Here is a 24,257-nt window from a genome sequence, read left to right on the forward strand (position 1 = left end):
GCGCGATCTCCCGCTGGCTCGTGCCCCGGCGATGCTCCGCAAAGATCACCGCACGCTCGCATGCGTCCAGATGCCGCCCCCGCCTCTCCATCGCAACCCCCCTCCAAACCTCAGGTGTTGCGTTCCTTTCTAGAGGCTAAGTGGTGTTAAGGTTTGGGATCCGGGTGTTCGGGTCCTGCCCCCCACCCCATCCCTCCCCCACGAGGGGGGAGGGAGGCGCTTTGCGGCTGGGCGTGGTGCGGGCTTTGGGGCGGAGGAGTCGGGCTGAAGCCCGACCTACGGATGGTGCGCTTTAGCGCACCCTACGATACCGCCGGAATGTCGGGCGCGAGGAGGTCGGCCAGATCGAGGAGGATGTGCTCGCAGCCGCGGTCGGCGAGGGCCTGGATGCCGAAGGGGTGCGTCGCCGTGCGGCCCGTGGTGACGGCCAGGCCGGGGAGGCCCATGAAGGGCGGGGCGATCTGGGGCATCTGGGCCTCGATCACCTGGGCGAAGGCCTCTGGCGAGGTGGTGTCGTAGTGGTCGGGGAAGGGCAGGCGGGCGGAGACGGGGGTCAGCAGGACCGGCCAGTCGGCGAAGAAGCCGCGCCAGAGCCGGGCGAGGCGGGCGCGGGATTGCAGCGCCTTCATGAAGCTTTCCAGCGTGGGCGGCGGGGCGAGTTTCAAGAGCTCCCGATGGACGAAGCTGGCGTCGGGGTCGGCTTCGCGAGTGATGGCGTCGGCCCCGCCGAGCCCGAATTCGGAGAGCCAGAGGGTGAGTTGCAGCTCCATCGCCTCGCGGAAGGGCGGGAGAGTGGGTTCGCCGATCTCCCAGCCATTCGTTTCGAGGGTGCGGGCGGCTGCGGAGAGGGCATCACGGAGAACGGGGTCGGTGTCGAGGCCGTCGGGGGTGAGGGCGAGGGCGGCGCGCTTGCGGTAGGGTGCGGGCGGTGGCGCGGGGGTCCACCACGGATCGCGCGGGTCGGGCTGCGACAGGGCCTGTAGCCCGAGGCGGAGGTCAGCGGCAGAGCGGGCGAGGGGGCCTGATACGGCCATCAACTGCCCGCCGATCAGCCGGTCGCCTGCGGTGGCGTTGAAGGCAGGAACACGGCCAAGGCCGGGGCGGAGGCCGTGGATACCGCAGGCATAGGCTGGATAGCGGATCGACCCCGCGATGTCGGTGCCATGGCCGATGGGTCCAAGGCCTGCGGCGACGGCCGCGGCGGCCCCGCCGGAGGAACCGCCGGGGGTGAGGCCGACGAAGGCGGGGTTCCTTGTGGCGCCGTGAAGCGAGTTGCGCGTGAACCAGCGAAGCGAGAAGGCAGGTGTGTTGGTGCGCCCGACGATGATTGCCCCGGCGCGGCGGAGGTTGGCGACGGGCGGGCTGTCCTCTGTCGCGATCAGGCCCTGCTGGATGCGCAGGCCGTTGGTCGTGGCAAAGCCCTGCTGGTCGATGTTGACCTTGACGGTGACGGGCACGCCCGCGAGCGGGCCGGGGTCGTCGCCTCGCGCAATCTTTGCGTCGACGGCGGCGGCATCGCGGAGCGCCTCGTCGTCCATCCGCTGCACGATGGCGTTGAGGCCGGGGTTGATCCGGTCGATCCGGGCGAGGGTGGCGCGGGTTGCCTCGACGGCGGAGAGCTGACCTCTGCGGATGAGGTCCACGAGCACGGATGCGGTGAGGGTGGCGGGGTCCATCGGGCGCTCCTTTCGGTCGGAGGGTGGACCGGATTGCCGCGATGGGGAAGGGGGTGGATCGCGCGCCCTGATCGGCGGGCGTCGGAGCGAGGGGTTTCACACCCCTCGCGCTCCCCGTGGGATATTTGGGGAGGGAAAGCAGGGGCCGGGCTGTTCGGACGCGGCGATGGATCAGCCGATCCGGTAGCTTGACGCAGTGACGCCGCCGAAGAGGTTGGTGTCATGGTAGACCATGGTCGCCTTTTCGCCCTCTGCCGCGCCGAGGGCGGCGAAGAGGGGGACGAAATGGTCTTCCTCCTTGTGGCAGGTGCGGGCGTAGGGGGCGTCTTCCCAGTGGATCAGCCGGTCGGTGCGGTCGGCAGGCGCGGCGGCCATGGTTTCGGCGAGCCAGGCGTCGAAAGCCTCGGACGGGACCTTGGCCTGCGGCCCGAAGAGGCGGAGGTTGTGGTAGGAAAGGCCGGAGCCGACGATCAGCACGCCGTCGTCGCGCAGGGGCGCAAGCGCACGGCCAAGGGCGAAATGTTCGGCCGGGGAATAGCCCTTGCGGAGCGAGACCTGGAAGACGGGAACGCTGGCGTCGGGATACATCACGAAGGCGGGCACGAAGCAGCCGTGGTCGAAGCCCTGGTTTTCATCGAGCCGCACCGGCAGGCCCGCGGCCCGGATCAGCTCGGCGGCTTTCCGGGCAAGCTCGGGCGCGCCGGGGGCGGGGTAGACGATCTGGAAGGTTTCGGGCGGGAAGCCATGATAGTCATAGACCATCGGCGGGTTCGCGCTGGACATGACGGCGAAGGCCTCGTCCTCCCAGTGGCCGGAGATCATCAGGATCGCCTTCGGGCGTTCGGGCAGGTCCTTGACCATCTGGACGAAGCTGGCTTCGAGATTGCGGAACATCGCGCGCCAGTCCGGCATCCAGGGCCAGGGGCCGCCGCCGTGGCTGATGAAATAGGTGGGCATGCGGGTCATGTCGGTCTCCGTTCCTTTGGAGAAAGGTGGGGGATGCGGGGGGGCCGCGCAACTGGGCAATTCTGGCCGGGTCTTGTGCGGGCCTGCACAGCGAGGGCGCCGGGTTGCAAGCGGGCGGGCCACCCGGCATAGTCGGGCAAAACCAACGGGAGCCTGACCGATGAAACTGACTGCTGCCGCCCTTGTGGGCCTTGCCACGCTTGCCGCGCCCGCCTTTGCACAGGACCTGCCGGACCTTGCGGGCAAGGAAGTCGTGGTCGTGACCGAGAACGCCTATCCGCCGTTGCAGTTCCTGGACAAGTCCGGCGCGGCGGTGGGCTGGGAGTATGACGCGATGGCAGAGATTGCCAAGCGGCTGAACATGACGGTGAAATACGAGAACACGTCCTGGGACGCGATGATCCCGGCGGTGTCGGAAGGCCAGTACGACATTGGCATGACCGGCATCACCATCAAGGACGAGCGCAAGGAGAAGGTCGATTTCTCGGACCCCTACATGCGGTCGGAGATGCTGATGATCGTGCGCGGGGATGAGAGCCGGTTCACCGATGCGGCGAGCTTTGCCGCGATCCCGGAGCTGCTGATTTCGGCCCAGCCGGGAACCTCGCCTTTCTACGCGGCGGTCTACAACATCCTGGACGGCAACGAGGAAAACGCGCGGATCATCAAGTTCGAGACCTTTGGCGCGGGGCTTGAGGCGCTGAAGGCGGGCGACGTGGACCTGACCCTGTCGGATTCGACGGCGGCGAATGGCTATGTCGCGGCCTCGAACGGGGCGTTGAAGATCGTGGGCGAGCCCTTGGCTTCGGAGGATTTCGGCTTCATCTTCCCGAAAGGGTCGGAGCTGGTGGCGCCGGTCAACGCGGCGATTGCTTCGATGAAGGCGGACGGCACGCTGGATGCGCTGAACCAGAAATGGTTCGTCGACTACAAGATGGGTGAGTGAAAGGCGGCCTCCCGGCCCGGTCCGGGGGGCAAGCTGATGGCCCCCAACGCCGAACCCGAGAAGGACTTTCCCTGGTGGCTGGTGATCCTTGCGGTCACCGGCCTTTGGCTGTTGTACGAGATGCTGTCGGACGCGGTGTACCGGGACGCGCTGAGGGTGCTGTCCAAGGGCCTGGTGGTCACGCTGACGGTTGCGGTGGTGGCCTATCTGGGCGCCTGCGGCATCGGGCTGGGCCTCGCCGTGATGGGCATGTCGCAGCGCATCGTCCTGCGGCAGGCGGCGCGGCTTTACATCGAGGTGATGCGGGGCGTGCCGATCATCGTGCTGCTGCTGTATGTGGCCTTCGTGCTGGTGCCGGGTGTGGTGGCGGGGGTGAATGCGGTGGCGGGCGAGGACATCCTGCGCACCCGCGACGTGCCGCTGCTGTGGCGGGCGGTTCTTGCGCTGATGCTGGCCTATTCCGCCTTCCTGGCCGAGATCTTCCGGGCGGGGTTGCAGGCGGTGGACAAGGGCCAGATCGAGGCGGCGATGGCGCTGGGGCTGAACGGCTGGCAGCGCTTCCGCCATGTTCGATTTCCACAAGCGTTTCGGCTGATCCTGCCGCCGCTGGGTAATGATTTTGTGGCAATGGTGAAAGACAGCTCGCTGGTGGCGGTGCTGGGGATCACGGATGTCGCGCAGCTGGCCAAGGTCACGGCGGCAGGGAACTTCCGCTATTTCGAGACCTACAACGTGGCGGCCTTCCTGTATCTGGTGATGACCATCGGGTTGTCGCTGCTGCTGCGCCGGTTCGAGGCCCGGATGCGGGCGCGCGGGCGGGACGGATCGTGAGGTGTACGTCCCGGCATCGCGTCCGGGACGGTAGCCTTACCGCTCGCGCATCAGGATCACGGCGCGCGAGTGGCTTGCGAATTCGCGCCGGATCAGGATGCCGGTGGCCAGCACCGTCCCCGCCAGCAGGCCCCAGGGGCCAAGCAGCCACCCCAGCGCCGCAAGGGCGTAGTAGATCGACCGCAGCCCCCGGTTGAAGCTTTTCGCGGCGGTGATGTTGATTTCGGCCGCCTGTCCCGCGCGATGGAAGGCCTGCGGATCGCCGGGGTCGTTCGGGACGGCTGCCATCAGAATCGAGCAGTAACCAAAGAGCCGGTGCGCCCAGACGAATTTCAACAGCGCATTGGCCAGGAAGACGATCACCGGCAGCATTTTGACCGCGACGTCGGGCCCCCCGGTGATGGGCAGCTCGTCGGCCAGCCGCTCTACCGCCGCCGCATTGCCGATCACCGCCACCCCGCCGCCGATGGCGATCATGCAGGCACTGGCGAAGAAGGCGGTGCCCTGTCGCAGGCTGTCTATCAGCGTTGCGTCGAAGATGCGCGGCTGGCGGGTGACGAAGGTCTTCATCCAGTCGCGCCGGTACTCCTCCATCAGCCAGGAGACCGAGGGCCGCGTGGCGGGCGGATTCTCGCTGAACCAGCCGGACCCGAGCCAGAACAGGAGCAGAAGTCCCAGTACGGCCAGGTCAAGAGGGGGGATCGTGCCAAGGTTCATCGTCATCCGACCAGCCTAAAGGCGGGGTTTCTGCTTGTCAGTAGGCAGAATTGGTTATATTTATTTACCGGTCGAGGGGAATTGCCATGGACATGCCAGTGCCGGATGCCGGAGTGCTCGCCCAGGGCGCGCGGATCGTGACGCGGCTCAAGGCCGTGCTGCCGCCCGACGCGGTGATCGACGCGCCCGAGGAACTGCGCGTCTACGAATGCGATGCGCTGACCGCCTATCGCTGCCCGCCGCTGGCCGCCGTCCTGCCACGCACGACTGCGGAGGTGTCGGCCGTCCTGCGCATCTGCTGGGAAGAAGGCGTGCCGGTCGTGCCGCGCGGCTCGGGGACCAGCCTCGCCGGGGGCGCGATGCCGACCGCCGACAGCGTGATCCTGGGCGTCGCGCGGATGAATGCGGTGCTGGAGACGGATTACGACAACCGCTTCATCCGGGTGCAGTCGGGCCGCACCAACCTGTCGGTCAGTGGCGCGGTCGAGGCGGAGGGGTTCTTCTACGCCCCCGATCCCTCCAGCCAGCTCGCCTGCGCCATCGCCGGGAACATCGCGATGAATTCGGGCGGGGCGCATTGCCTGAAGTACGGGGTGACGACGAACAATCTCCTTGGCGTGACGCTGGTCAGGATGGACGGGACGGTGGTCACGTTGGGCGGGCCCTGGGGGGAACCCTCGGGCCTCGACCTTCTGGGTGTGGTCTGCGGGTCGGAGGGCCAGTTGGGCGTTGTCACCGAAGCCTGGCTCCGCATCCTGCCGAAGCCCGAAGGCGCGCGGCCCGTGCTGGTCGGCTTCAACTCGAACGAGGTGGCGGGGGAATGCGTCGCCGACATCATCCGGGCGGGGATCCTGCCGGTGGCGATCGAGTTCATGGACCGGCCCTGCATCCGTGCCACCGAGGCCTTCGCGAAAGCGGGCTACCCGGATTGCGAGGCCTTGCTGATCATCGAGGTCGAGGGGTCGGAGGCCGAGATCGCCGAACAACTGGCCCGCATCCGCCAGATCGCGCTGGCGCATGACCCGGTCGAATTCCGCGAGGCGGCCGACGAGGACCAGGCCAGACGCATCTGGCTGGGGCGGAAGTCGGCCTTCGGCGCGATGGGGCAGATCAACGACTACATGTGCCTTGACGGGACGATCCCGGTCTCCAGCCTGCCACATGTGCTGAAACGCATCGGCGAGATGAGCCGCGACTACGGGCTGGACGTCGGCAATGTCTTCCATGCGGGCGACGGCAACATGCATCCGCTGATCCTGTTCAACGCCAACAAACCCGGCGATCTGGAACGCTGCGAGGCCTTCGGGGCCGATATCCTGAAGCTGTGTGTCGAGGTCGGCGGGTGTCTCACCGGCGAGCATGGCGTGGGCATCGAGAAGCGCGACCTGATGACGGTGCAGTTCGCGCCCGCTGACATGGAGGCGCAGATGCGGGTGAAGGATGTGTTCGACCCGAAATGGCTGCTGAACCCGGCGAAGGTGTTCCCGCTCGCCACCACGGCAACCCGGCGCGCGGGCTGAACCCGCCGGGTGCCAGCCCCCGGACCCCCGGGATACTTGTGCTAAGATGAAAGGCAGGTCGATGCGGCCTTCGAGCGAAGCGGAACTGGCGCAAGCGGTGGCGGGGGCCGCCGGGCCGCTGCTGGTGCGCGGTGGAGGAACGCGGACCATTGGTCATGCGGCGGGCGAGGTTCTGGAGACCGGGGGCCTGGCCGGGGTGGAACTGTATGAACCCGGCGCGCTGACGCTGGTGGTGCGGGCGGGGACAGCTCTGGCCGAGGTCGAACGGGTGCTCGCGGCGGAGCGGCAGCGGCTGGCCTTCGAGGTGCCGGACCTGCGCGGGCTGCTCGGCCGCGAGGGCGTGTCGACCATCGGCGGCGTCCTGTCGGCGAATGCCTCGGGCCCGCGCCGGGTGCAGGTGGGCGCGGCGCGGGATGCGGCGCTGGGCGTGCGGTTTGTGGATGGGACCGGAGCCGTGGTGAAGAACGGCGGGCGGGTGATGAAGAACGTCACCGGCTATGACCTGGTGAAGCTTCTGGCAGGCAGCCGGGGCACCCTGGGCGTCCTGAGCGAGGTCAGCTTCAAGGTGCAGGCCCTGCCGGAAGCCGAGGCGACACTGGTGGTCGAGGGTCTTGGCGACGAGGCCGGGCTTGCCGCGCTGCGCGTGGCGCTGGGTTCGCCCTTCGACGTCTCGGGCGCGGCGCGGCATACGGGCCGCAGCCTGATCCGGGTGGAAGGCATGGCGGGCTCGGTGGCCTATCGGGTCGGGCGGCTTGGCGCGCTCGTCGGGGGTGACGTGAGCGTGGCGGAGGCCGAGGCTTCCGCCATGCTCTGGCGTGGAGTGCGGGATGTTGCGCCGCTTACCGGCAAGACGGGCGAGGTCTGGCGGATCGCCACTTTGCCCACCGCGGCAGCAGAGGTGGTGTCGCGCACGGGTGGAGAGGCGCTGTGGGACTGGGGCGGCGGACTGGTCTGGCTGCTCCTCGATCCGGGCCGGGGCGCCGAGGTCGCTGCCGCCGTTGCCGGGCGCGGCCATGCCACGCTGGTGAAGGGCGAGGGCGGTCCGGTCTTCCCGCCCGAGGGTCCGGACGTGGCGGCGCTGGTGGCGGGGCTCAAGGCGAAGTTTGATCCGAGGGGCATCCTGAACCGGGGGATGATGGGCTGATGCAGACGAATTTCACCCCCGAACAGCTGGCCGACCCCGGTATCGCCCGGGCGAACCAGATCCTGCGCTCCTGTGTGCATTGCGGCTTTTGCACCGCCACCTGCCCGACCTATCAGGTGCTGGGCGACGAGTTGGACAGCCCCCGGGGCCGCATCTACCTGATCAAGGACATGCTGGAGGCGGGGCGCCCGGCGGACGAGAAGACGGTGAAGCACCTCGACCGCTGCCTGTCCTGCCTTGCCTGCATGACCACCTGCCCGTCGGGCGTGCATTACATGCACCTGATCGACCACGCCCGAGCGCATGTCGAGAAGACCTACAGGCGGCCGCTGGTCGACCGGCTCCTGCGGGCGGTGCTGGCGCGGGTGATCCCCTATCCGGGCCGCTTCCGGCTGGCGCTGCTGGGCGCAAAGGCGGCGCGGCCCTTCGCGCGGTTTCTGCCGGATGCGCGACTTCGCGCCATGCTGGCAATGGCGCCGAAGCATATTCCCCCGGTCAGTCGCAACGACGACCCGCAGGTCTTCGCCGCACAAGGGGAACGCCGCATGCGGGTGGCGCTCCTGACTGGTTGCGCGCAGAAGGCTCTGAACACCGACATCAACGACGCCACCATCCGGCTCCTCCGGCGGCTGGGCTGCGAGGTGGTCGTGGCGAGAGGCCAGGGTTGCTGCGGGGCCTTGACGCATCACATGGGCAAGGAGGGCCTGGCCCATGCCAGCGCCGCCGCCAACATCCGGGCGTGGATGGCGGAACGCCGGGCCGGGGGGCTGGATGCGATTGTCATCAACACCTCGGGCTGCGGCACCACGGTCAAGGACTACGGCCACATGTTCCGCAATGAGCCATTGGCCGACGATGCTGCCACTGTGTCCGGGTTGGCGAAGGACATCAGCGAGGTGCTGGCAACGCTTGGCTTGCCGGAAGGTGCGCCGAAGGGCCTGCGGGTCGCCTACCACGCCGCCTGTTCCCTGCAGCACGGCCAGCAGATCAGGTCCGCGCCGAAGGACCTGCTGAAACGTGCGGGCTTCGACGTGGTGGAACCCGCCGACAGCCATCTCTGCTGCGGCTCGGCCGGGACGTATAACCTCTTGCAACCCGGGATCAGCAGCGATCTCAAGCGCCGCAAGGTGGCGACCCTGGAGGCGAAGGCGCCGCAGGTGATCGCGGCAGGGAACATCGGCTGCATGATGCAGATCGGCAGCGGCACGGGCATTCCCGTCGTGCATACGGTCGAGCTTCTGGACTGGGCCACCGGCGGACCGAGGCCGCGGACGCTCTGATCAGTCGACCTGGCAGCCGGTGCCGCCGATCCCGTCGTCGTCGCCCGGCTGGCAGCGCTGGTCAGCCAGCGGCGCCGACACAGCCCCTTCGACCACGACTTCCGGCTCGAGTGCGACTTCGGCCTTTTGCGCGCAGGCGGCCAGGAGCAGCAGGGCAAAGAGGGCGATCGGGCGCATCAGTCGTTGTCTCCGGTCCGGTAGAAGTAGCCGCCCGCACGGAACCGCCGGGGGCCGGGCGTGGCGTTCTCTTCCTTCATCCGGGCGGCAGTCTGGCTGATCTCCTGGAAAAGCGCCATCTCGGCGGCGGCAAATCTTGCGGAAAGCTCGGCGACCTGCGCTTCGGTCAGGCCGGTGTAATGGACGGCGCGCTCGAAATGCGGCGGGTCGGCGCCCTGCACGTTTTCTGCGGCCGCCTGGGCGTGGTCGCCAAGGTTGCGGGAGAGATAGGCCAACTGGTCATCTGACCCGGCAAGCGGCTGGTAGGAGGGCTGGATCAGCCGTACCTCCTGTCCGTCATCGGAGAGCGCGACGGTTCCCGCCGCAAGCAGCGTGTCAAGCATCGTGCGGGGGTGCACATCGCGGCGGACGGTCTGGGCCAGCGCCTCGAAACTTGGCGCCGGGCCGGAGCGGGGCAGGGGCTGCCCCCCCAGGTCTGGCTCGGTCTGCCAGAGGGCCACCAGCCGGGCGAGGTGGTTCGGGCGGCGGTCCTTCACGTCCTGATCCCTGAGCCGGACGACATCACGGCGCTGGAGGCCGGTCAGCACGGACACGCGGCTGTCGGTCGCCCGGTCGCCGGATTGGGCCCCGGCCTGCGCGATTGCGGCCTGGACGTAGTGGAGCTTCATCCGCTCCACAAGATCGGGGAAAGGCAGGCCGCGCGCGACCAGAAGCCGGGCGATCGGGGCGAAGAGGGCGTCGAAGATCTCCATCGTGTGTAATATGCACATTTCCTTTGACAGGTCCAGCCCGACGGAATATGTGTAATTTACACATTTGATATGGAGCCGCCCAATGCGCCTTTCCCATGCCTTTCGCCCCCTTGGCTACGTCTCTGCCCTGGCCCTGCTTGCGGGCTGCATGTCCGTGCGCGAGGAGGCGGTCGTCGCGGCCCCGGAACCCGCGCCCGAGGTCTCTGGCGTATATGGCGGAGACGTCATCGTCGCCGAACCGGCCTATGAAGCCGAAGTGGTCGCGGAATCGCCCCCATCGGGCTCTTACGCCGGGATTGCGCGGCGGGGTGTGGTCACGGCGGGGGATATCGACGATTTGCTGAACCTTGCGGCCTTCACCCGTTATGTGAAGCGCGCGGGGGGCAGTCTGGGCCTGCCGCAACTGGGCCTGGGTGCCCCGGTATTGGTGCGGCTGACCGGCCCCGATGGCAGCGCGGCCCCCGGTGCGCGGTATACCTTGCGCAAGCCCGGCGCGGCGGAGCCGTTCCATGAGGGTTATGCCGGGCCGGAGGGGCGCATCGCCGATTTCCCGCAGGTCCTGGGAGCGGGCAATCCCGGCGCGGTGGAGGTGCGGGTCTTTGGCGCGGACGGACAGGAGATTGCGCGGGAGACGGTGAGAACCGGCAAGACTGCGACGGTTCGCCTGCCCGAGGCTGCCGGTTGGCAGCCGGATTTCCTGGACCTTGTGCTGGTGGTCGACACCACCGGGTCGATGGGTGACGAGATCGCCTTCCTGCAGAAGGAGCTGATTGGCATCACCCGTGCGGCGGCGCGGAAGGCTCCGGGGGTTTCGATCCGTTACGGGCTGGTGGCCTATCGCGACCGGGGCGACGAATATGTGGTCAAGAACTACGGCTTCACCGCGAATGGGGGGCAGATGGCGGGCTGGCTTCGGGGCCTGTCGGCAGGTGGCGGGGGCGACTACCCGGAAGCGGCGGCGGCGGCGCTGAAGGCCGGGGTCGGGCTGAACTGGCGCGCGGGCAAGGGCGAGCGGCTGATCCTGCAGGTCGCCGATGCCCCGCCGCATGATGGCGACGCGGGCAGCTACCTGCGCACCGCGAAGGCGGCGGCCGACAGGGGAGTGCAGATATTCACCCTCGGCGCTTCGGGCGTCGGTGACGAGGCGGAATACCTGATGCGGCAGGCCTCGGTCGCGACGGGCGGGCGCTATCTGTTCCTGACCGACGACAGCGGCGTGGGCCTGGCCCACGCCGAACCGACGGTGCCCTGCTATCAGGTGACAAGGCTGTCGCGGCTCCTGACCCGGGTGCTGATGACGGAACTGTCCGGGCGGCGCCAGGAGGCGGGTGGAGGCGAGGTGCTGCGCGAAGTGGGCGGCTATGATGCCGGGGTCTGCCGGTCCTGAGATCGGCAATGACCTCCAAGGGCCGGACCGGCGTTGCCGAAATGCCCGGGCGTGCCGCAGCTTGCGCGCGACCGCCTTGCGCGACCGGCCCCAAATCCGCCAAAGTCGCCGGGTAAGCCTGAAGGCCGCGCTGGGAGGGGAGGTTCCATGCGTTACCTGTTCCCTGGTCTTCTGGCGGTGGTGCTGGTCGTTTCCGGTCCGGCCCACCCGCAAGACGCCGACATGGTCAAGCTGGAGACGGCGGACGATTCGCGCGGCTGGGATGCGGTGGGCAAGCTGATCCTCGGCAAGCGCGGCTTCTGCACCGGTGCGCTCATCGGGCCGCAGCTGGTGCTGACCGCGGCGCATTGCCTGTATGACAAGACCACCGGCGTGCAGCTCCGCCCCGAGGAGATCGAGTTCCAGGCCGGTTTCCGCAATGGCCGCGCCGTGGCCTACCGCCGGGTCAGCCGCGCCGTCGCGCATCCGGACTACCGCTTCAGCGCCGGGGACAAGCTGGACCGCGTGACCGACGACCTGGCGCTTCTCGAACTCAGCCAGCCGATCCGGCTGCCGTCGCTTGCGCCGTTCGAGACCGGCGCCGCCCCGGTCGAGGGCGATCCGGTCGGCGTCGTTTCCTATGCCCAGTACCGCGAAGAGGCGCCCTCGATCCAGGAGGGCTGCGAAGTGCTGGCGGGTGAACGCACCGCGCTGATCCTGACCTGCAGCGTCGATTTCGGCTCTTCCGGCGCGCCGGTCTTCACCATCCGCGACGGGGTGGCGAAGGTGGTGTCCGTGATCTCGGCCAAGGCCGAGGTCGATGGCCGCAAGGTCGCGCTCGCGGTGCCGCTGGCCGAACCGATGGCCGCCTTGCGCAGCGCGCTGGAAGACAGCAAGGCCGGGTCTTTCGGCGGGTCCAAATCGGTCAGCGTCCTGTCCGGTGGCAATGGCGCCGGGGCAAAGTTCGTCAAGCCATGAAGGCGCTGCTGGCCTCGGTGATCCTTGTGGCAGGCGCGGCGGGCGCCGAGCCGAACTCGGGCCTTGACGAGTTGACCACGCGCGAGGACCTGCGCGGGTTCGAACCCGTGGGCCGGGTGGATGTCGAGAACGGCGGCTTCTGCACCGGCACGCTGATCGCCGACGACCTTGTGCTGACGGCGGCGCATTGCGTCCTGAAACCGGACGGCACCCCGGTAGATGCCGCGCGGATCACCTTCCGGGCCGGGTTTTCGCATGGCATCTCGCTGGCCGAGGTGCCGGTGGCCCGCACCATCGCCGACCCCGCCTATCGGAACGCCAGTCCCGCGCCGGTCGAGATGATCGAACGCGACGTGGCGCTCTTGCAGCTTGCAAGTCCGATCCCAAGCTCGGTCATCTCGCCCTTTGCCGTGGCCCGCCCCGGAACCGGAGACGAGGTCAGCGTGGTCTCCTATGCCGAGGGGAGGGAAGAGGCGCTGTCCTGGCAGCGGGTCTGCAAGGTCATGGGCCGTGAGGATCGGTTGATCGCCTTCGATTGCGACGTGACGTTCGGTTCGTCCGGCGCTCCGGTGCTGGACCGGTCGGGCTATCGGGCGAAGATCGTCTCGATCATCTCGGCGGGGGGCGAGATGGACGGCAAGGCGATTGCCTTCGGAATGGAACTGCCCGACCGCGTGGACGAGCTGAAAGCCGCGCTCGGCGAGGGCCAATCGCTCAGCCCCGGCAAGCCGGGTGCGAAGGGTCCGCCCGGGATTGCGTCGTCGGGGATGCCGGGCAAGCCTGCCAGGCGCATCGTGCTGCAGGGCGACAGCGGCACATCAGCCGTCACCGGCACCGGTACCGGAGCGCGCTTCGTCTCGCCCTGACCGGCCCTTGAAAGCGCAAAATCCGTTTCCTACCTGACAGTCATCCGGGTGCCATGACGGGCCCGGTGAACCCGCCTTGCCCCCGAAAAGGGAAGGCCCCTGACATCGCTTCCAGGAGGATGACCATGCGCAATCTTGATTTCGCGCCGCTTTACCGTGCCACCGTCGGCTTCGACCGCATCGCCGACCTGATGGACCGGGTGCTGACCAGTGACGGGACCCAGCCCACCTATCCGCCCTACAACATCGAAAAGACCGCCGAGGATGCCTATCGCATCTCGATCGCCGTTGCCGGGTTCACCCCGGAGGAACTGGGCGTCGAAGTCCGGGACGGCAGCCTTCTCGTGACCGCCCGCAAGGCCCAGGACGAAACCGAACGCAGCTACCTGCACCGCGGCATCGCCACCCGCGCCTTCGAGCGCCGCTTTGCGCTCGCCGACCATGTCCGCGTCGCGGGTGCGGTGCATGAGCACGGGATGCTGCACATCGACCTCGTCCGCGAAGTGCCCGAGGCGATGAAGCCCCGCCGGATCGAGATTGCGCACGCCAATGGCGCGACCCCGGTGCTGGAGGCGAAGGCCGAGACCGTCAACTGAGGCGAAGGCCGAGATCGGCAACCGGGCCCCTGGGGTTCGGAAATCGGGGGCGCACCGGGAAACCGGCGCGCCCCTTTCTCACGACTGCCGGGTCGCTGGGGTCAAGCCTCGGTCAGGTCGTGATAGGCGGCAATCGCCAGCCGTCGCAGCGTGTCGCGCGGCAGATCGCCGACCAGCGCGCAGCCCAGGTTGCCCTCGATCCACCAGAACGCCTGCCGCCCCGGCTCCTCGGCAAAGGCAAGGTCGCTTTCCCGCCCCTCGCTGCGCGACAGATACAGCGCCAGCCTGCGCCCCAGGTCATCCTCGTACATCAGGAGTGCCGCGGGCGAGGTCGCGCCCGGCAGAAGCCTGCCGCCGATCAGCCGGAAGCCCCCTGTCGACAGGTCGGGCGGGTGGAACGGGGTGCCAAGGCGCTTGGACAGCCATTGCACCAGATGCGCCTCGTCCTCGGCGCCGACCTCGACCGGATGCCGCGCCTCGACGGAATAGGTGGCAAAGCTGGTCATCGCCGCCTGGGCAAGGGTCGGGCTGGCCGGGGATTGGGTGAAGCGCGCGCCGCCCCATCCGGCGGCGAAGCCGAAGGCCAGCAGCGCCACCCCGGCGGCGATGCGCCACATGGGCAGCGCGGGGCGGCGGGGCGCATGGCGTGCCCCGGTGATCATCTTCCGCAGGCGGTCGGGGATCGGTTCCTCGGCAACCGGGGCGTACAGCGCGCGGATCGCCGCATCCTGCCGGTCCCAGTCGGCGATGAGCGCGGCCAGCCCCGCATCGGTTTCGGCCATGGCGCGCAGCCGGGCCTGATCGGCCTCTGACCCGTGGCGCAGGCGCAGCGCCTCTTCCTGATCGAACGACGGGGAACCGGACATCACTCGCCTGCCTTTCCGGGACGGTGGGGCACCGCCTCGCGCCCCGTCATCTGTCTCAATGCCGCCCGCCCCCGCGCCAGCCGCGAGGCGAGCGTGCCCTCGGCACAGCCCAGCACGCTTGCGGCTTCGGCAAGGCTCATCCCCTCCAGCGCCACCAGGAGCAGGGCGGCGCGCTGGTCCTCGGGCAGGCGGCCCATCGCGGCGTGAACCTCGGCCAGCGCCAGCCGCCCCTCGGCGGCGCGGGTGGCCGACAGGTCGGCCGGGTCCGGGACCAGCGTCAGCACTATCGTTTCAGGGCGCTTCCGCCGCAGCCCGTCGCGAAAGCGGTTCATCAGGATGCGGGCCAGCCAGGCGCGCAACGGGCCATCACCGCGCCATTGCGCCTGCCGGGCCAATGCGGCTTCAAGCGTGTCCTGGACCAGATCATCCGCCACCTCGCGGTCACGCGTCAGCGCCCGGGCATAGGCCCGAAGGCCCGGGATGGCGGCCTCGATCTGGTCCAGGAACGGCATTGCTGGTCTGGGTCCTTGGCCTCAGTCTGCCTTGGCAGTGTGCCAGACGTCGTTGACGCCGTCGCCGGTCATGTCGCCCGGCTTCTGGTCCTTGACCCAGAGATAGAGCGGCTTGCCGTCATAGGTCCATTGCTTCGAGCCATCGGTGCGGTCGGTCAGGCCGTATTCGCCTTCGGCCTTGGCATCGGCGGCGGCCAGCAGCGGCGGCCAGTTTTCGGCGCATTTGTCGTAGCAGGCCGAGACGCCGCCTTCGTCCTTGTCGAAGGTGTACAGCGTCATGCCGTTGGCATCGGTCAGGACGCCGTCCTTTTCCATCACGGCCATGCCGTCGGCCAGCGCGGGCCCAGCCAGAAGGGCAAGAACAAGGGCGAGCGGGGTGCGGGTCATCGAGAATCCTCCGATTGGCTTCGCTTGGCCCGAAGCCGGGCGGGCAGCCACTGCGGCCACCTGCAGGGAATGACGCAGCCGACGCGAGTTTCATCCCGCGCCGGCCTTGGTCTCACGCGCTTGTGATGACCTACTTCGACAGGCTTTGCGCCAGCCGCATCAGGTTCACCGCCTCGATCCGGTAGCCGAAGGCATCCTCGCCCCGGTTCGCCCCGGCCAGCGCAATGGCCTCGTCCCAGCCCCAGTCGCCGAGGTAGACCGAGCCCTGCAACAGCTGCCCGAAGCCCGCGATGGCCGCGGCGAAGCGGGTCTCCGTGGAGGCAGCCTCCTGTCCGGTGATCGGGGTTTCCACCAAGGTCGAGCTATCCTCGCCCGGCGCCTTCCAGCGCAGCCGCAGGAAGCCGAGTTCCCCCGCCGTCCCCTCGGCCGGGGCCGTGCCATAGCGCAAGGGATCGTTCAGCAAAGCGTCCGACCCCGGCGCCGTCACCTCGTAGATCGCCGTGACCTGCGTCCCCGCGCCGATCTCGCCCGCGTCGACCTTGTCGTTGTTGAAATCCTCCCGCCGGAGGCTGCGGGTCTCGTAGCCGATCAGCCGGTATTCCGCGACGGTCGCGGGGTTCCATTCGACCTGGATCTTCACGTCGTCGGCGATGGGGAACAAAGCTCCGGTCAGCTGGTCCACCAGCACCTTCCGCGCCTCGCTGAGGGTGTCGATATAGGCCGCCGTCCCGTTGCCGTTCTGCGCCAAGGCCTGCATGATCGCATCGTCCAGGTTGCCGCGCCCGAAGCCCAGGACCGACAGATAGGTGCCGCTCTCGCGCTTCTTCGCGACATAGGCTTCCAGCCCGTCCGGGTCGTCGATCCCGACGTTGAAGTCGCCATCGGTGGCCAGCAGGATGCGCGTGACCTCGCCGTCGGCCTTCATCCCGTCCGCCACCTGATAGGCCAGCTCCAGCCCCTCGGCCCCGGCGGTTGACCCGCCCGCCGCAAGGTTCTCCAGCGAGGCCAGGATCGTCGCCCGATCCTTCGCGGCCGTCGGCGGCAGCACCAGACCGGCCGACCCGGCATAGGTGACGATGGACACCTGATCCTCGGGCCGCAGTTCCGACAGCATCAGCGACAGCGACTGCTTGAGGAGCGGCAGCTTGTTGGCATCCTCCATCGACCCCGAAGTGTCGATCAGGAACACCAGGTTCAGCGGGGGGCGGGCGGTGACTTCGGGCAGCGCACCCTGGATGCCGATGGTGACAAGCCGCGTGCCGGGGTTCCAGGGCGTCGGCATCACGCTGACGGTCGAGGCGAAGGCCGCGTCCCCCTCGGGCGCCGCGTAGGCATAGGGGAAGTAGTTCACCATCTCTTCGATGCGCACCTGATCGGGCGTCGGCAGATAGCCCCCGGTCAACGAGGACCGCACCACGGCATAGGAGGCGGTATCCACGTCGATCGAGAAGGTCGAGACGGGTTCCTCCGCCGTCACCTTCACCGGGTTCGGGGCCTCGTTGGCATAGGCCTCGGTGTTCTCGACCGGCGGCGGCATCAGCTCCGGTTCGGCAGTGATCGAGGTCGCCGGGGCGGCGACATAGCCCATCACCCCGCCCGCATCGGCAGGGGCCTCGGTGCGCAGGCGGGCTTCGGCATCGGCGACGAGGCCTTCGACGGGGGCAGGCGCCGCCTCTTCCGCCAGATCCAGAGCCGGAGCCTCCATCATGGGCTCCGCTTCCGTCGCGGCAACGGCGGTCGAGGAACTGTCGATCTCGGTTCCCGCCTGCCGGGCAAGTTCGTCGGTGGCAACCGCTTTCGCCTCTGGCTTCGGCGTAGCAGTGTCAATGCCGGTCGGGGCCGCATCGTCGGCCTCGACCGACAGGGCCGCAGCCTCGCCACCGGAATTGGCCGTGGTCGCGCCCTCGGGGGCCGTTTCCGTTTGCGGCGTGGTCGGCAGGGGGTCCACCACCGGCTCTACCGGCGGAACCGGCTCGGTCTTCGGCGCCTCGACCACGGTGGGCTTGCCGATCCGAAGATCGGCCACCGGCAGGATCACCGCGACACCGATGATCAGCGCCGCGACCGAGGTGGTGGCGGCAAGGGCGGGGCGGGAGGTCAGGTAATTCAACATGCGACGTACTCCGTTCAGGGGGGCCGCTTTGGTGCGGTCCTCACTGGAACGTGTCCCTTCCGTCGATCCTTGGAGCCGGTCGAAATTTTCCATCGCCAGCGCCATCGCCCGCGCCTTCGCATCCCCATCCGGGGCCGGCGCCGCCTTCAGCAGGCCGCGGAGGTCGTCAAGATCGTCGCTCATTTCGCCTCCTCCTTCGCCATGGCCCGCAGGCGTTTCTTCACTTCGCTCATCCGCCAGGCAATCGTCCCCTCGGAGACGCCCAGCACAACCCCGGCTTCGGCCTGGGTCATCTCTTCCCCCAAGACCAGCGCCACCGTATCGCGCAATTCCGGCGAAAGCTGCGTCATCGCCTGCGCCAGCCAGTCCGCCGCTTCGGCCTGCACGGCAATCTCGTCCTGCCGCGCAATCTCCCAGTCGCCCCAGCCCTGCGCGGCGCGCGACCTGGTCGCCTGCCGCCGCCGCAGGTCATGCGCGGCGTTCACCACCACGCGGTAAAGCCAGGTGGTGAACCGGGCCTCGCCGCGCCAGTTCCGCAGCTTCGATGGCAGGGCGGCACAGATGTCTTGCGCCAGATCCTCGGCTTCCGCCTTCGCGCCGGTCAGCCGCCAGGCAAGGCCATGGATGCGGTCATAATGCCGCCCGACCAAAGTGGCGAAAGCCGCCCGATCTCCTTGGGCGGCGGCAGTGGCCAGCATCTCGTCGGGCGTATCCATCAGCATCACGTTATCTGGGACGCGCACCGAAGGGCAATCCTTGGGCCGCGCCCGGAAATCCTTACCCCGGACAAAAAGCCCACCCGAAATGGAATGGCCCCCCGAAACGGAATGACCCCCGGTCCGGACGGGGGCCGGGCCGGGGGCTCTGGGGCTGTTCAGGTCCTGGACCAAGGGGAAGTGATCAGTAAAGCAACCCGTCATAGACGCCATAGGCGGAGGAATTGGTCCTCAGGCTCTGGCCCTCGTCGCGGGCATAGGCGGTCACCGCAGTGTAGGTGCCGGGTCCGAACGAACCGTCGATCCCGCCGCGATAGTAGCCATAGGCGCGCAGGTTGCGCTGGATCGCCTTGCGCTCCCTCAGCGAATAGCTCTGGAACGCCCGTGCGGCCGGGGTCGCGTAGATCGAGGTCGTGTGGTGCGGCTCGGCATAGACCGGGCGCGGCTCGACATAGGTCGGGGCGGGTGCATAGGTCTGGCCGTACAGCCGCGCCCTGCGGTTCTTCAGGATCTCGTCGACGATGACGGCGGTGGCGACCCCGGCGACAAAGCCCTGCTCCTTGTCGCCCCAGGCAAGCGCCGGGGTGGCGGGAACGGCGGCGATGGAAAGCGCGGTCAGGCCAGCGATCAGGGTGGTCTTGGCTTTCGTGACAGAGAGCAGCATGTCGTGTCCTTTCGTGGGTTCCCCGGGCAGTCGGGGTTCGATGCCACTGGTTATGGGCACCGGGGCCACGCTAGGCAAAATCAGCGCCGCGCTAGGGGAAAGCACTGCACTGCTATCTGATAACGCATTTTGAATCCGTTAGTTACATCAAGTCCGGTCTCTGCGGAGTAGTGCGGAAAGTCGGCCTAAACCTTCCTCCAGCCGCGCTTCCGGGCCCCCTCCCGCCCCGATGCGGATGTGGTGGGGCAATCCGTAGGCCGATCCCGGCAGCAGGAATGTGCGATATGGCGGGGCCAGCAGCGCGCGGGCCAGCGATTCGCCGTCCGTCCCTTCGACCCGCGCCAGGCCGATCAGCCCGGCCTCGGGCCGGTGCCAGGAAAGGCGGGGATCGCCCGACACAAAAGCATCCAGACGGTCCAGCACCTCTGCCCCTTCGGCCCGTGCCCTGCCAAGGCTTGCCGCCAGACGCTCCGGTCGCAGCGCAATCTCGGCGATATGTTCGCCCAGCACGTTCATGATCTCGGACCCGTTCTCGCGCAGGATCATCGCGTCACGGATCACCTGCGGCGACTGGCAGATCATCCAGCCCGTCCGCAGCCCCTGCAACCCAAGCGCCTTCGACACCGATCCCGTGGTGATCCCGAACGCCGTCAGCCCGGCGATGGAGGGCGGTCGCGGCCCGGCCCATTCGAGGCCCGCATAGACTTCGTCCACCACCAGCCAGATGCCATGCCTGTCCGCCAGCGCCGCCAGCGCGCGCAGATCGGCCTCCGGGATCAGCCGCCCGGTGGGGTTGTTCGGGTTGGTCAGAAAGATCATCCGCGTCTTCGGCGTGATCGCGCAGGCGACCACTGCGGGGGCCAGCGCCCAGCCCTGCGTCTCGTCGCGCGGCACCTCCACCAGCCGCGCCCCGATGGCCTTCGCCATCACCCCCGCCTGCGGCCAGCCCGGCGCTTCGGTGATGATCTCGTCGCCCGCCTGCACCAGCTGCCGGAACAAGAGGTAGTTCGCCTCCGCCGCCCCCGCCGTGATCAGCACGCTGTCCGCGGACAGGTCCAGCCCCGCCTGATCCAGCACCCGTTGCCGCAGGCTGGGCAGGCCCAGGAAGCTTTTCCCGTTCCAGTCGAGCGACAGCTCCGGGTCGAGGTCGGGCAGGAAGTCCTTCAGCCGGGGCGACCGGGCCAGCGAAAATCCGATGAAGCACTCCGGTGGCTCGGCGGCGGTGGTCTCCAAAAGGTAGTCGAACAGCTTGTGGATCGTGACCTTCATCTGTCTCGCCCAAACCGGACTTTTCGAAAAGTCCGGATCGGAGCCTTCAAAGGCTCCGCCCCGATTTCTTTGAAGAAATCGCCCCCCCTCACCGCACGTCACGCCCCTGGTTCAGGATGATCACATTGCCCGACGACACATCCCCGGCGGGCGAGATCAGGAATCCCACCCAATTCGCAATCTCCTCCGGCTGCATTGCCCGCCCATGCGGCATCGCGCTGATGGCGCGGGCCAGCACCTCTTCGGTCAGCACGTTGAAAAGCGGCGTCTCGGTCATTGCCGGGGCGATGGAGTTCACCGCGATCCGGTCGCGGGCATAGCGCCGCGCGAGATCCTTGGTCAGCGTGTCCATCGCCGCCTTCGAGGCGCGGTAATGCGGCGGGTCGAAGACGTCGAAGTTGTAGGCCCCGTTCGACGAGATGTTGACGATCTTCCGCACCCCCGACCGCCCCGCCATCGCTTTCACCGCCCCCTGGCAGCAATGGAAGGCCGAGGAAAAGTTGATCGCCATCTGCCGGTCCAGTTCATCCGCGGGGATGTCCGGAAAGTCCGACATGAAGCAGGTCCCGGCGTTGTTCACCAGCGCATCCACGCCCCCGAACCGCGCCACCAGCCGGTCGAACAGGTCCGCGATGGCCTCCGTATCCGTCAGGTCCACCGCTTCCGCCACGAACCCCTCGCGGTCGGCTGCCATTGCCAGCAGCGCCGCCCCGTCGATGTCGACCCCCACCACCGTCAACCCGTCGGCCAGCAGCCGGTCGACGAACGCCCGCCCCAGCCCCCCGGCGGCTCCGGTGACGACGGCGACTTTCGGGGCGATGCGGTTGGACATGGCTCGTGCTTCCCTGGCATGGAAAAGCCAGCCTAGGCGAAGGCCCGGGCTGGCTCAATCCGTCCTGTCAGATCGTCAGGGCGCTTTCGGCAGCGCGTCGAAATCCGCCGCCGAATGGCGTTCCGGCAGTTGCTCCCAGGGCTCGCCCCAGGTGCGGTTCACCTTGCGGCCCCGGGTCACCGCCGGGCGCGCCTCGATCCGCTTCGCCCAGGCGATCACATGCTTGTAGCTGTCCGCGTCCAGGAACTCGGCCGCGTTGTAGGACCGGCCAAGGGCCAACCCGCCATACCAGGCATAGATCGCCATGTCGGCCAGCGAGTATTCCCCCGCCATCCAGTCATGCGTCGCCAGATGCCGGTCCAGGACGTCCAGCTGGCGCTTCGTCTCCATCGCGTAACGGTTGATCGCATATTCGATCTTCACCGGCGCATAGGCGTAGAAATGCCCGAAGCCACCGCCGACGAAGGGGGCCGAGCCCATCTGCCAGAAGAGCCAGCTGAACATCTCGGTCCGGTTCGACGGATCCTTCGGAATGAAGGCCCCGCCGAACTTCTCGGCCAGGTACAGCATGATCGAGGCGCTCTCGAACACCCGCTGCGGCGGGTTCACCCCATGGTCCATCAGCGCCGGGATCTTGGAATTCGGGTTCACCTCGACGAAGCCCGACCCGAACTGGTCGCCGTCGCCGATCTTGATCAGCCAGGCGTCGTATTCGGCGTCAAAGCCGGCCTCAAGCAGCTCCTCCAGAAGGATCGTCACCTTGATCCCGTTCGGCGTGGCGAGCGAGTAGAGCTGCAACGGGTGCTTGCCGACCGGCAGCGCCTTGTCATGCGTCGGCCCGGCGACGGGGCGGTTGATGTTGGCGAAAGTGCCGCCCGAGGGCTGTTCCCATTTCCAGACCTTCGGCGGGGTATAGTCGTTCGGCATGGGTAAAACCTTGTTACCGTGGACGTTGAACAGGAAAGTTAGTGTATCGGTTCCCGACCTTCCAGAGGTCCCGACCTGCGGCAAAGGGCTGCGCAAATGCACAGCAAAGGAAAAGGGCGGCCCGAAAGCCGCCCCCCTTGATCCGCGTCCACCCGGTCAGACCGACAGGCAGACGTATTTCAGCTCCATGTAGTCGTCGATCCCGTGGCGGCTGCCTTCACGCCCAAGACCCGACTGCTTGACCCCGCCGAACGGCGCCATCTCGTTGGAGATAAGGCCGGTGTTCACGCCGACCATGCCGTATTCCAGCGCTTCCTGTACCCGGGTGATCCGGCCGATGTCGCGGGCATAGAAGTAAGAGGCCAGCCCGAAAATCGTGGCATTCGCCAGCTCGATCACCTCTTCCTCGGTGTCGAACTTGAACAGGGGTGCCAGCGGCCCGAAGGTTTCCTCGGTTGCGACCTTCATGTCGGGCTTCACCCCGGTCACGACCGTCGGCTGGAAGAACGACCCGCCAAGCGCGTGACGCTTGCCGCCGGTCACGACCTTGCCGCCCCCGGCCAGCACATCGGCGATATGCTCCTCGACCTTGTCCATCGCCGCTTCGTTGATCAGCGGGCCGGTTGTGACGCCCGCCTTCAGCCCGTCGCCGATGGAAAGCTTCTCGACCGCCGCCGTCAGCTTCTTGGCAAAGGCGTCATAGACCCCGGCCTGCACATAGATCCGGTTGGCGCAGACGCAGGTCTGGCCGTTGTTGCGGAACTTCGAGATCATCGCCCCTTCGACCGCCAGATCCAGGTCGGCGTCGTCGAAGACGATGAAGGGCGCGTTGCCGCCCAGCTCCATCGAGCATTTCAGCACCTGGTCCGCCGCCTGTTTCAGCAGGATGCGGCCCACTTCCGTCGACCCGGTGAAGGTCAGCTTGCGGATCAAGGGGTTCTCGCAGAACTCCTTGCCGATGTCCGACGACCGCTTCGAGGTGATGACCGAGAAGAGCCCGGCCGGAACCCCGGCACGTTCCGCCAGCACCGCCAGCGCCAGCGCCGAGAGCGGCGTCTCTGCCGCCGGACGCGCGACAAAGCCACAACCCGCCGCAAGGGCAGGGGCCACCTTCCGCGCGATCATCGCGTTCGGGAAGTTCCAGGGGGTGATCGAGGCGGCGACGCCGATCGGCTGCTTCAGCACATGGATGCGCTTGTCGCGCTGGTGGCCGGGGATGATGTCGCCATAGGTGCGCTTGGCCTCTTCCCCGAAGAACTCGATATAGCTGGACCCGTAGGCGATCTCGCCCTTGGCCTCGGCCAGGGGCTTGCCCATCTCGGCGGTCAGGATGGTCGCCAGGTCGTCCTGGTTCGCCATGCAGAGGTCGAACCACTTGCGCAGGACCTGCGCGCGTTCCTTGCCGGTGCGCTTGGCCCATTCGCGATGCGCGACATGCGCGGCCTTGATTGCGCGGGCAGCCTCGGCCCGGCCAAGGTTCGGCAGCTGGCAGATCACGTCGCCACGCGCGGGGTTGGTCACGGCGAAGGTCGAGCCGTCGTCGGCGGCGATCCATTCCCCGGCGACATAGGACTTGAAGACCAGAAGCGAGGGGTCTTTCAGAAGCGACGCGAGATCGGTCACGGAATCGAGCATGGGTGGGCCTCCTTATGCTTTGGCAGACAGGTGCCACGCATGACAGGGTATGTCCAGTTCCAAGCCGCGCTTCAGGCCAGGGTCCGATCAAATCCGTGGCAGGCTGGACCGACATGCCGGAGTTTTGAAAACTCCGGAACGGAGCCTTCAAAGGCTCCGGTACGATTTCTTCGAAGAAATCGCCCTGTCCTCACCCGTTCGCGTGCATCCGCTCGATATAGGCGCGCATCTCCTCGGCCTCGTGGCGGGCGTCGCGCAAGCCCTCCATCGCCGCTTTCAGCTCGGCCTCGGTCTGGCTGATGTGGTTCGTGAGTTCCGCCTCGCGCTGTTCCAGATAGGCCAGCGCCTGGTCGCGCAATTCCTCCGCCTCGTGCAGGGATTGCGCGAGCTTGTCCATCTCGGCCATGTCGCCGCCCTGCACCCGGGTGAAGCGGTGCAGAAGCCAGTGGGTGAACCAGCCCATCGCAAAGGCGACCAGCAGGATGATGGCGGTGGCGACGACGAATTCGGTGCGGTTCATA

The 24,257-nt window shown here is 67.8% G+C and carries 25 protein-coding genes; 9 read left to right on the forward strand and 16 right to left on the reverse strand.

All coding sequences use genetic code 11. From position 1 onward, the window contains the following. Positions 1–302 precede the first annotated feature (302 nt). Together JNL31_RS17095 and JNL31_RS17100 are read right to left on the reverse strand one after the other, a co-directional pair. A complete protein-coding gene (locus JNL31_RS17095) occupies positions 303–1,676 on the reverse strand; it encodes an amidase (RefSeq protein ID WP_294975872.1) in 1,374 nt (457 codons plus the stop codon). A gap of 171 nt (positions 1,677–1,847) precedes the next feature. Next, entirely contained in the window at positions 1,848–2,642 is a 795-nt protein-coding gene (locus JNL31_RS17100) for a class III extradiol ring-cleavage dioxygenase (protein ID WP_294975875.1), read from the reverse strand. 160 nt (positions 2,643–2,802) lie between these two features. On the opposite strand from JNL31_RS17100, the gene JNL31_RS17105 reads away from it, so the two are divergent. Together JNL31_RS17105 and JNL31_RS17110 are read left to right on the forward strand one after the other, a co-directional pair. After that, positions 2,803–3,588: a transporter substrate-binding domain-containing protein gene (locus tag JNL31_RS17105; protein WP_294975878.1), complete on the forward strand. Its 786-nt coding sequence runs from the start codon at positions 2,803–2,805 to the stop codon at positions 3,586–3,588. 36 nt (positions 3,589–3,624) lie between these two features. Continuing rightward, positions 3,625–4,419, forward strand: coding sequence for an amino acid ABC transporter permease (locus tag JNL31_RS17110; protein ID WP_294975880.1), 795 nt, complete (start codon positions 3,625–3,627; stop codon positions 4,417–4,419). Positions 4,420–4,455: 36 nt separating this feature from the next. On the opposite strand, the gene JNL31_RS17115 is transcribed toward JNL31_RS17110, so the two are convergent. Further along, entirely contained in the window at positions 4,456–5,142 is a 687-nt protein-coding gene (locus tag JNL31_RS17115; protein ID WP_294975883.1) for a DUF599 domain-containing protein, read from the reverse strand. A gap of 80 nt (positions 5,143–5,222) precedes the next feature. Here JNL31_RS17115 and JNL31_RS17120 point away from each other — a divergent pair, with 80 nt between their 5' ends. The 3 genes from JNL31_RS17120 (at position 5,223) to glcF (ending at position 9,080) form a co-directional block, all read left to right on the forward strand. Next, positions 5,223–6,656: an FAD-linked oxidase C-terminal domain-containing protein gene (locus JNL31_RS17120; protein WP_294975885.1), complete on the forward strand. Its 1,434-nt coding sequence runs from the start codon at positions 5,223–5,225 to the stop codon at positions 6,654–6,656. A gap of 61 nt (positions 6,657–6,717) precedes the next feature. Further along, positions 6,718–7,800 (forward strand): FAD-binding protein, encoded by a 1,083-nt coding sequence (locus JNL31_RS17125; protein WP_294975889.1) that lies wholly within the window; start codon positions 6,718–6,720, stop codon positions 7,798–7,800. Further along, positions 7,800–9,080: a glycolate oxidase subunit GlcF gene (gene glcF / locus JNL31_RS17130; protein ID WP_294975892.1), complete on the forward strand. Its 1,281-nt coding sequence runs from the start codon at positions 7,800–7,802 to the stop codon at positions 9,078–9,080. The genes JNL31_RS17125 and glcF overlap by 1 nt, the downstream gene beginning before the upstream one ends. On the opposite strand, the gene JNL31_RS17135 is transcribed toward glcF, so the two are convergent. Together JNL31_RS17135 and JNL31_RS17140 are read right to left on the reverse strand one after the other, a co-directional pair. Next, a complete protein-coding gene (locus tag JNL31_RS17135) occupies positions 9,081–9,257 on the reverse strand; it encodes a hypothetical protein (protein WP_294975895.1) in 177 nt (58 codons plus the stop codon). Then, complete coding sequence (locus JNL31_RS17140) at positions 9,257–10,009, reverse strand: DUF6502 family protein (RefSeq protein ID WP_294975898.1); 753 nt, start codon at positions 10,007–10,009, stop codon at positions 9,257–9,259. Before JNL31_RS17140 ends, JNL31_RS17135 begins: the two co-directional genes overlap by 1 nt. An 82-nt stretch (positions 10,010–10,091) precedes the next feature. Here JNL31_RS17140 and JNL31_RS17145 point away from each other — a divergent pair, with 82 nt between their 5' ends. The 4 genes from JNL31_RS17145 to JNL31_RS17160 all read left to right on the forward strand — a co-directional run bounded on the left by JNL31_RS17145 (position 10,092) and on the right by JNL31_RS17160 (position 13,815). Further along, the gene (locus JNL31_RS17145) at positions 10,092–11,396 is read left to right on the forward strand and encodes a VWA domain-containing protein (RefSeq protein WP_294975901.1); all 1,305 of its coding nucleotides are present in this window, start codon (positions 10,092–10,094) and stop codon (positions 11,394–11,396) included. 147 nt (positions 11,397–11,543) lie between these two features. Further along, entirely contained in the window at positions 11,544–12,353 is an 810-nt protein-coding gene (locus tag JNL31_RS17150) for a trypsin-like peptidase domain-containing protein (protein WP_294975903.1), read from the forward strand. Beyond that, complete coding sequence (locus JNL31_RS17155) at positions 12,350–13,219, forward strand: trypsin-like peptidase domain-containing protein (protein WP_294975906.1); 870 nt, start codon at positions 12,350–12,352, stop codon at positions 13,217–13,219. Before JNL31_RS17150 ends, JNL31_RS17155 begins: the two co-directional genes overlap by 4 nt. Before the next feature lie 125 nt (positions 13,220–13,344). Then, the gene (locus tag JNL31_RS17160; protein ID WP_294975909.1) at positions 13,345–13,815 is read left to right on the forward strand and encodes an Hsp20 family protein; all 471 of its coding nucleotides are present in this window, start codon (positions 13,345–13,347) and stop codon (positions 13,813–13,815) included. A gap of 101 nt (positions 13,816–13,916) precedes the next feature. On the opposite strand, the gene JNL31_RS17165 is transcribed toward JNL31_RS17160, so the two are convergent. The 11 genes from JNL31_RS17165 to JNL31_RS17215 form a co-directional block, all read right to left on the reverse strand. Continuing rightward, on the reverse strand, positions 13,917–14,681 hold the full coding sequence (locus JNL31_RS17165) for an anti-sigma factor (RefSeq protein ID WP_294975912.1): 765 nt from the start codon (positions 14,679–14,681) through the stop codon (positions 13,917–13,919). After that, positions 14,681–15,193 carry a sigma-70 family RNA polymerase sigma factor gene (locus JNL31_RS17170; protein ID WP_294975915.1) on the reverse strand — a complete coding sequence of 171 codons (513 nt, stop codon included), beginning with the start codon at positions 15,191–15,193 and terminating at the stop codon, positions 14,681–14,683. The genes JNL31_RS17165 and JNL31_RS17170 overlap by 1 nt, the downstream gene beginning before the upstream one ends. Positions 15,194–15,214: 21 nt before the next feature. Beyond that, positions 15,215–15,580: a hypothetical protein gene (locus tag JNL31_RS17175; protein WP_294975917.1), complete on the reverse strand. Its 366-nt coding sequence runs from the start codon at positions 15,578–15,580 to the stop codon at positions 15,215–15,217. Positions 15,581–15,710: 130 nt separating this feature from the next. Further along, complete coding sequence (locus JNL31_RS17180; RefSeq protein WP_294975920.1) at positions 15,711–17,876, reverse strand: von Willebrand factor type A domain-containing protein; 2,166 nt, start codon at positions 17,874–17,876, stop codon at positions 15,711–15,713. Continuing rightward, positions 17,873–18,409 (reverse strand): RNA polymerase sigma factor, encoded by a 537-nt coding sequence (locus JNL31_RS17185; RefSeq protein ID WP_294975979.1) that lies wholly within the window; start codon positions 18,407–18,409, stop codon positions 17,873–17,875. The genes JNL31_RS17180 and JNL31_RS17185 overlap by 4 nt, the downstream gene beginning before the upstream one ends. Positions 18,410–18,593: 184 nt before the next feature. Then, positions 18,594–19,073 (reverse strand): peptidoglycan-binding domain-containing protein, encoded by a 480-nt coding sequence (locus JNL31_RS17190; protein ID WP_294975922.1) that lies wholly within the window; start codon positions 19,071–19,073, stop codon positions 18,594–18,596. A 147-nt stretch (positions 19,074–19,220) separates the two neighbouring features. Then, the gene (locus tag JNL31_RS17195) at positions 19,221–20,342 is read right to left on the reverse strand and encodes a pyridoxal phosphate-dependent aminotransferase (RefSeq protein ID WP_294975924.1); all 1,122 of its coding nucleotides are present in this window, start codon (positions 20,340–20,342) and stop codon (positions 19,221–19,223) included. 88 nt (positions 20,343–20,430) lie between these two features. Further along, positions 20,431–21,174, reverse strand: coding sequence for an SDR family oxidoreductase (locus JNL31_RS17200; protein ID WP_294975926.1), 744 nt, complete (start codon positions 21,172–21,174; stop codon positions 20,431–20,433). Between the two features lie 75 nt (positions 21,175–21,249). After that, positions 21,250–22,101 carry a glutathione-dependent disulfide-bond oxidoreductase gene (gene yghU / locus JNL31_RS17205; RefSeq protein WP_294975929.1) on the reverse strand — a complete coding sequence of 284 codons (852 nt, stop codon included), beginning with the start codon at positions 22,099–22,101 and terminating at the stop codon, positions 21,250–21,252. Positions 22,102–22,257: 156 nt separating this feature from the next. Continuing rightward, positions 22,258–23,736, reverse strand: a complete 1,479-nt coding sequence (locus tag JNL31_RS17210) for an NAD-dependent succinate-semialdehyde dehydrogenase (protein WP_294975932.1) — start codon at positions 23,734–23,736, stop codon at positions 22,258–22,260. Between the two features lie 190 nt (positions 23,737–23,926). Further along, a complete protein-coding gene (locus tag JNL31_RS17215; protein WP_294975935.1) occupies positions 23,927–24,256 on the reverse strand; it encodes a hypothetical protein in 330 nt (109 codons plus the stop codon). Position 24,257: the final 1 nt, after the last annotated feature.

Origin of the sequence: Tabrizicola sp. (genome assembly GCF_016792905.1) — a bacterium.
In the GTDB taxonomy this organism is placed as follows: domain Bacteria; phylum Pseudomonadota; class Alphaproteobacteria; order Rhodobacterales; family Rhodobacteraceae; genus Tabrizicola.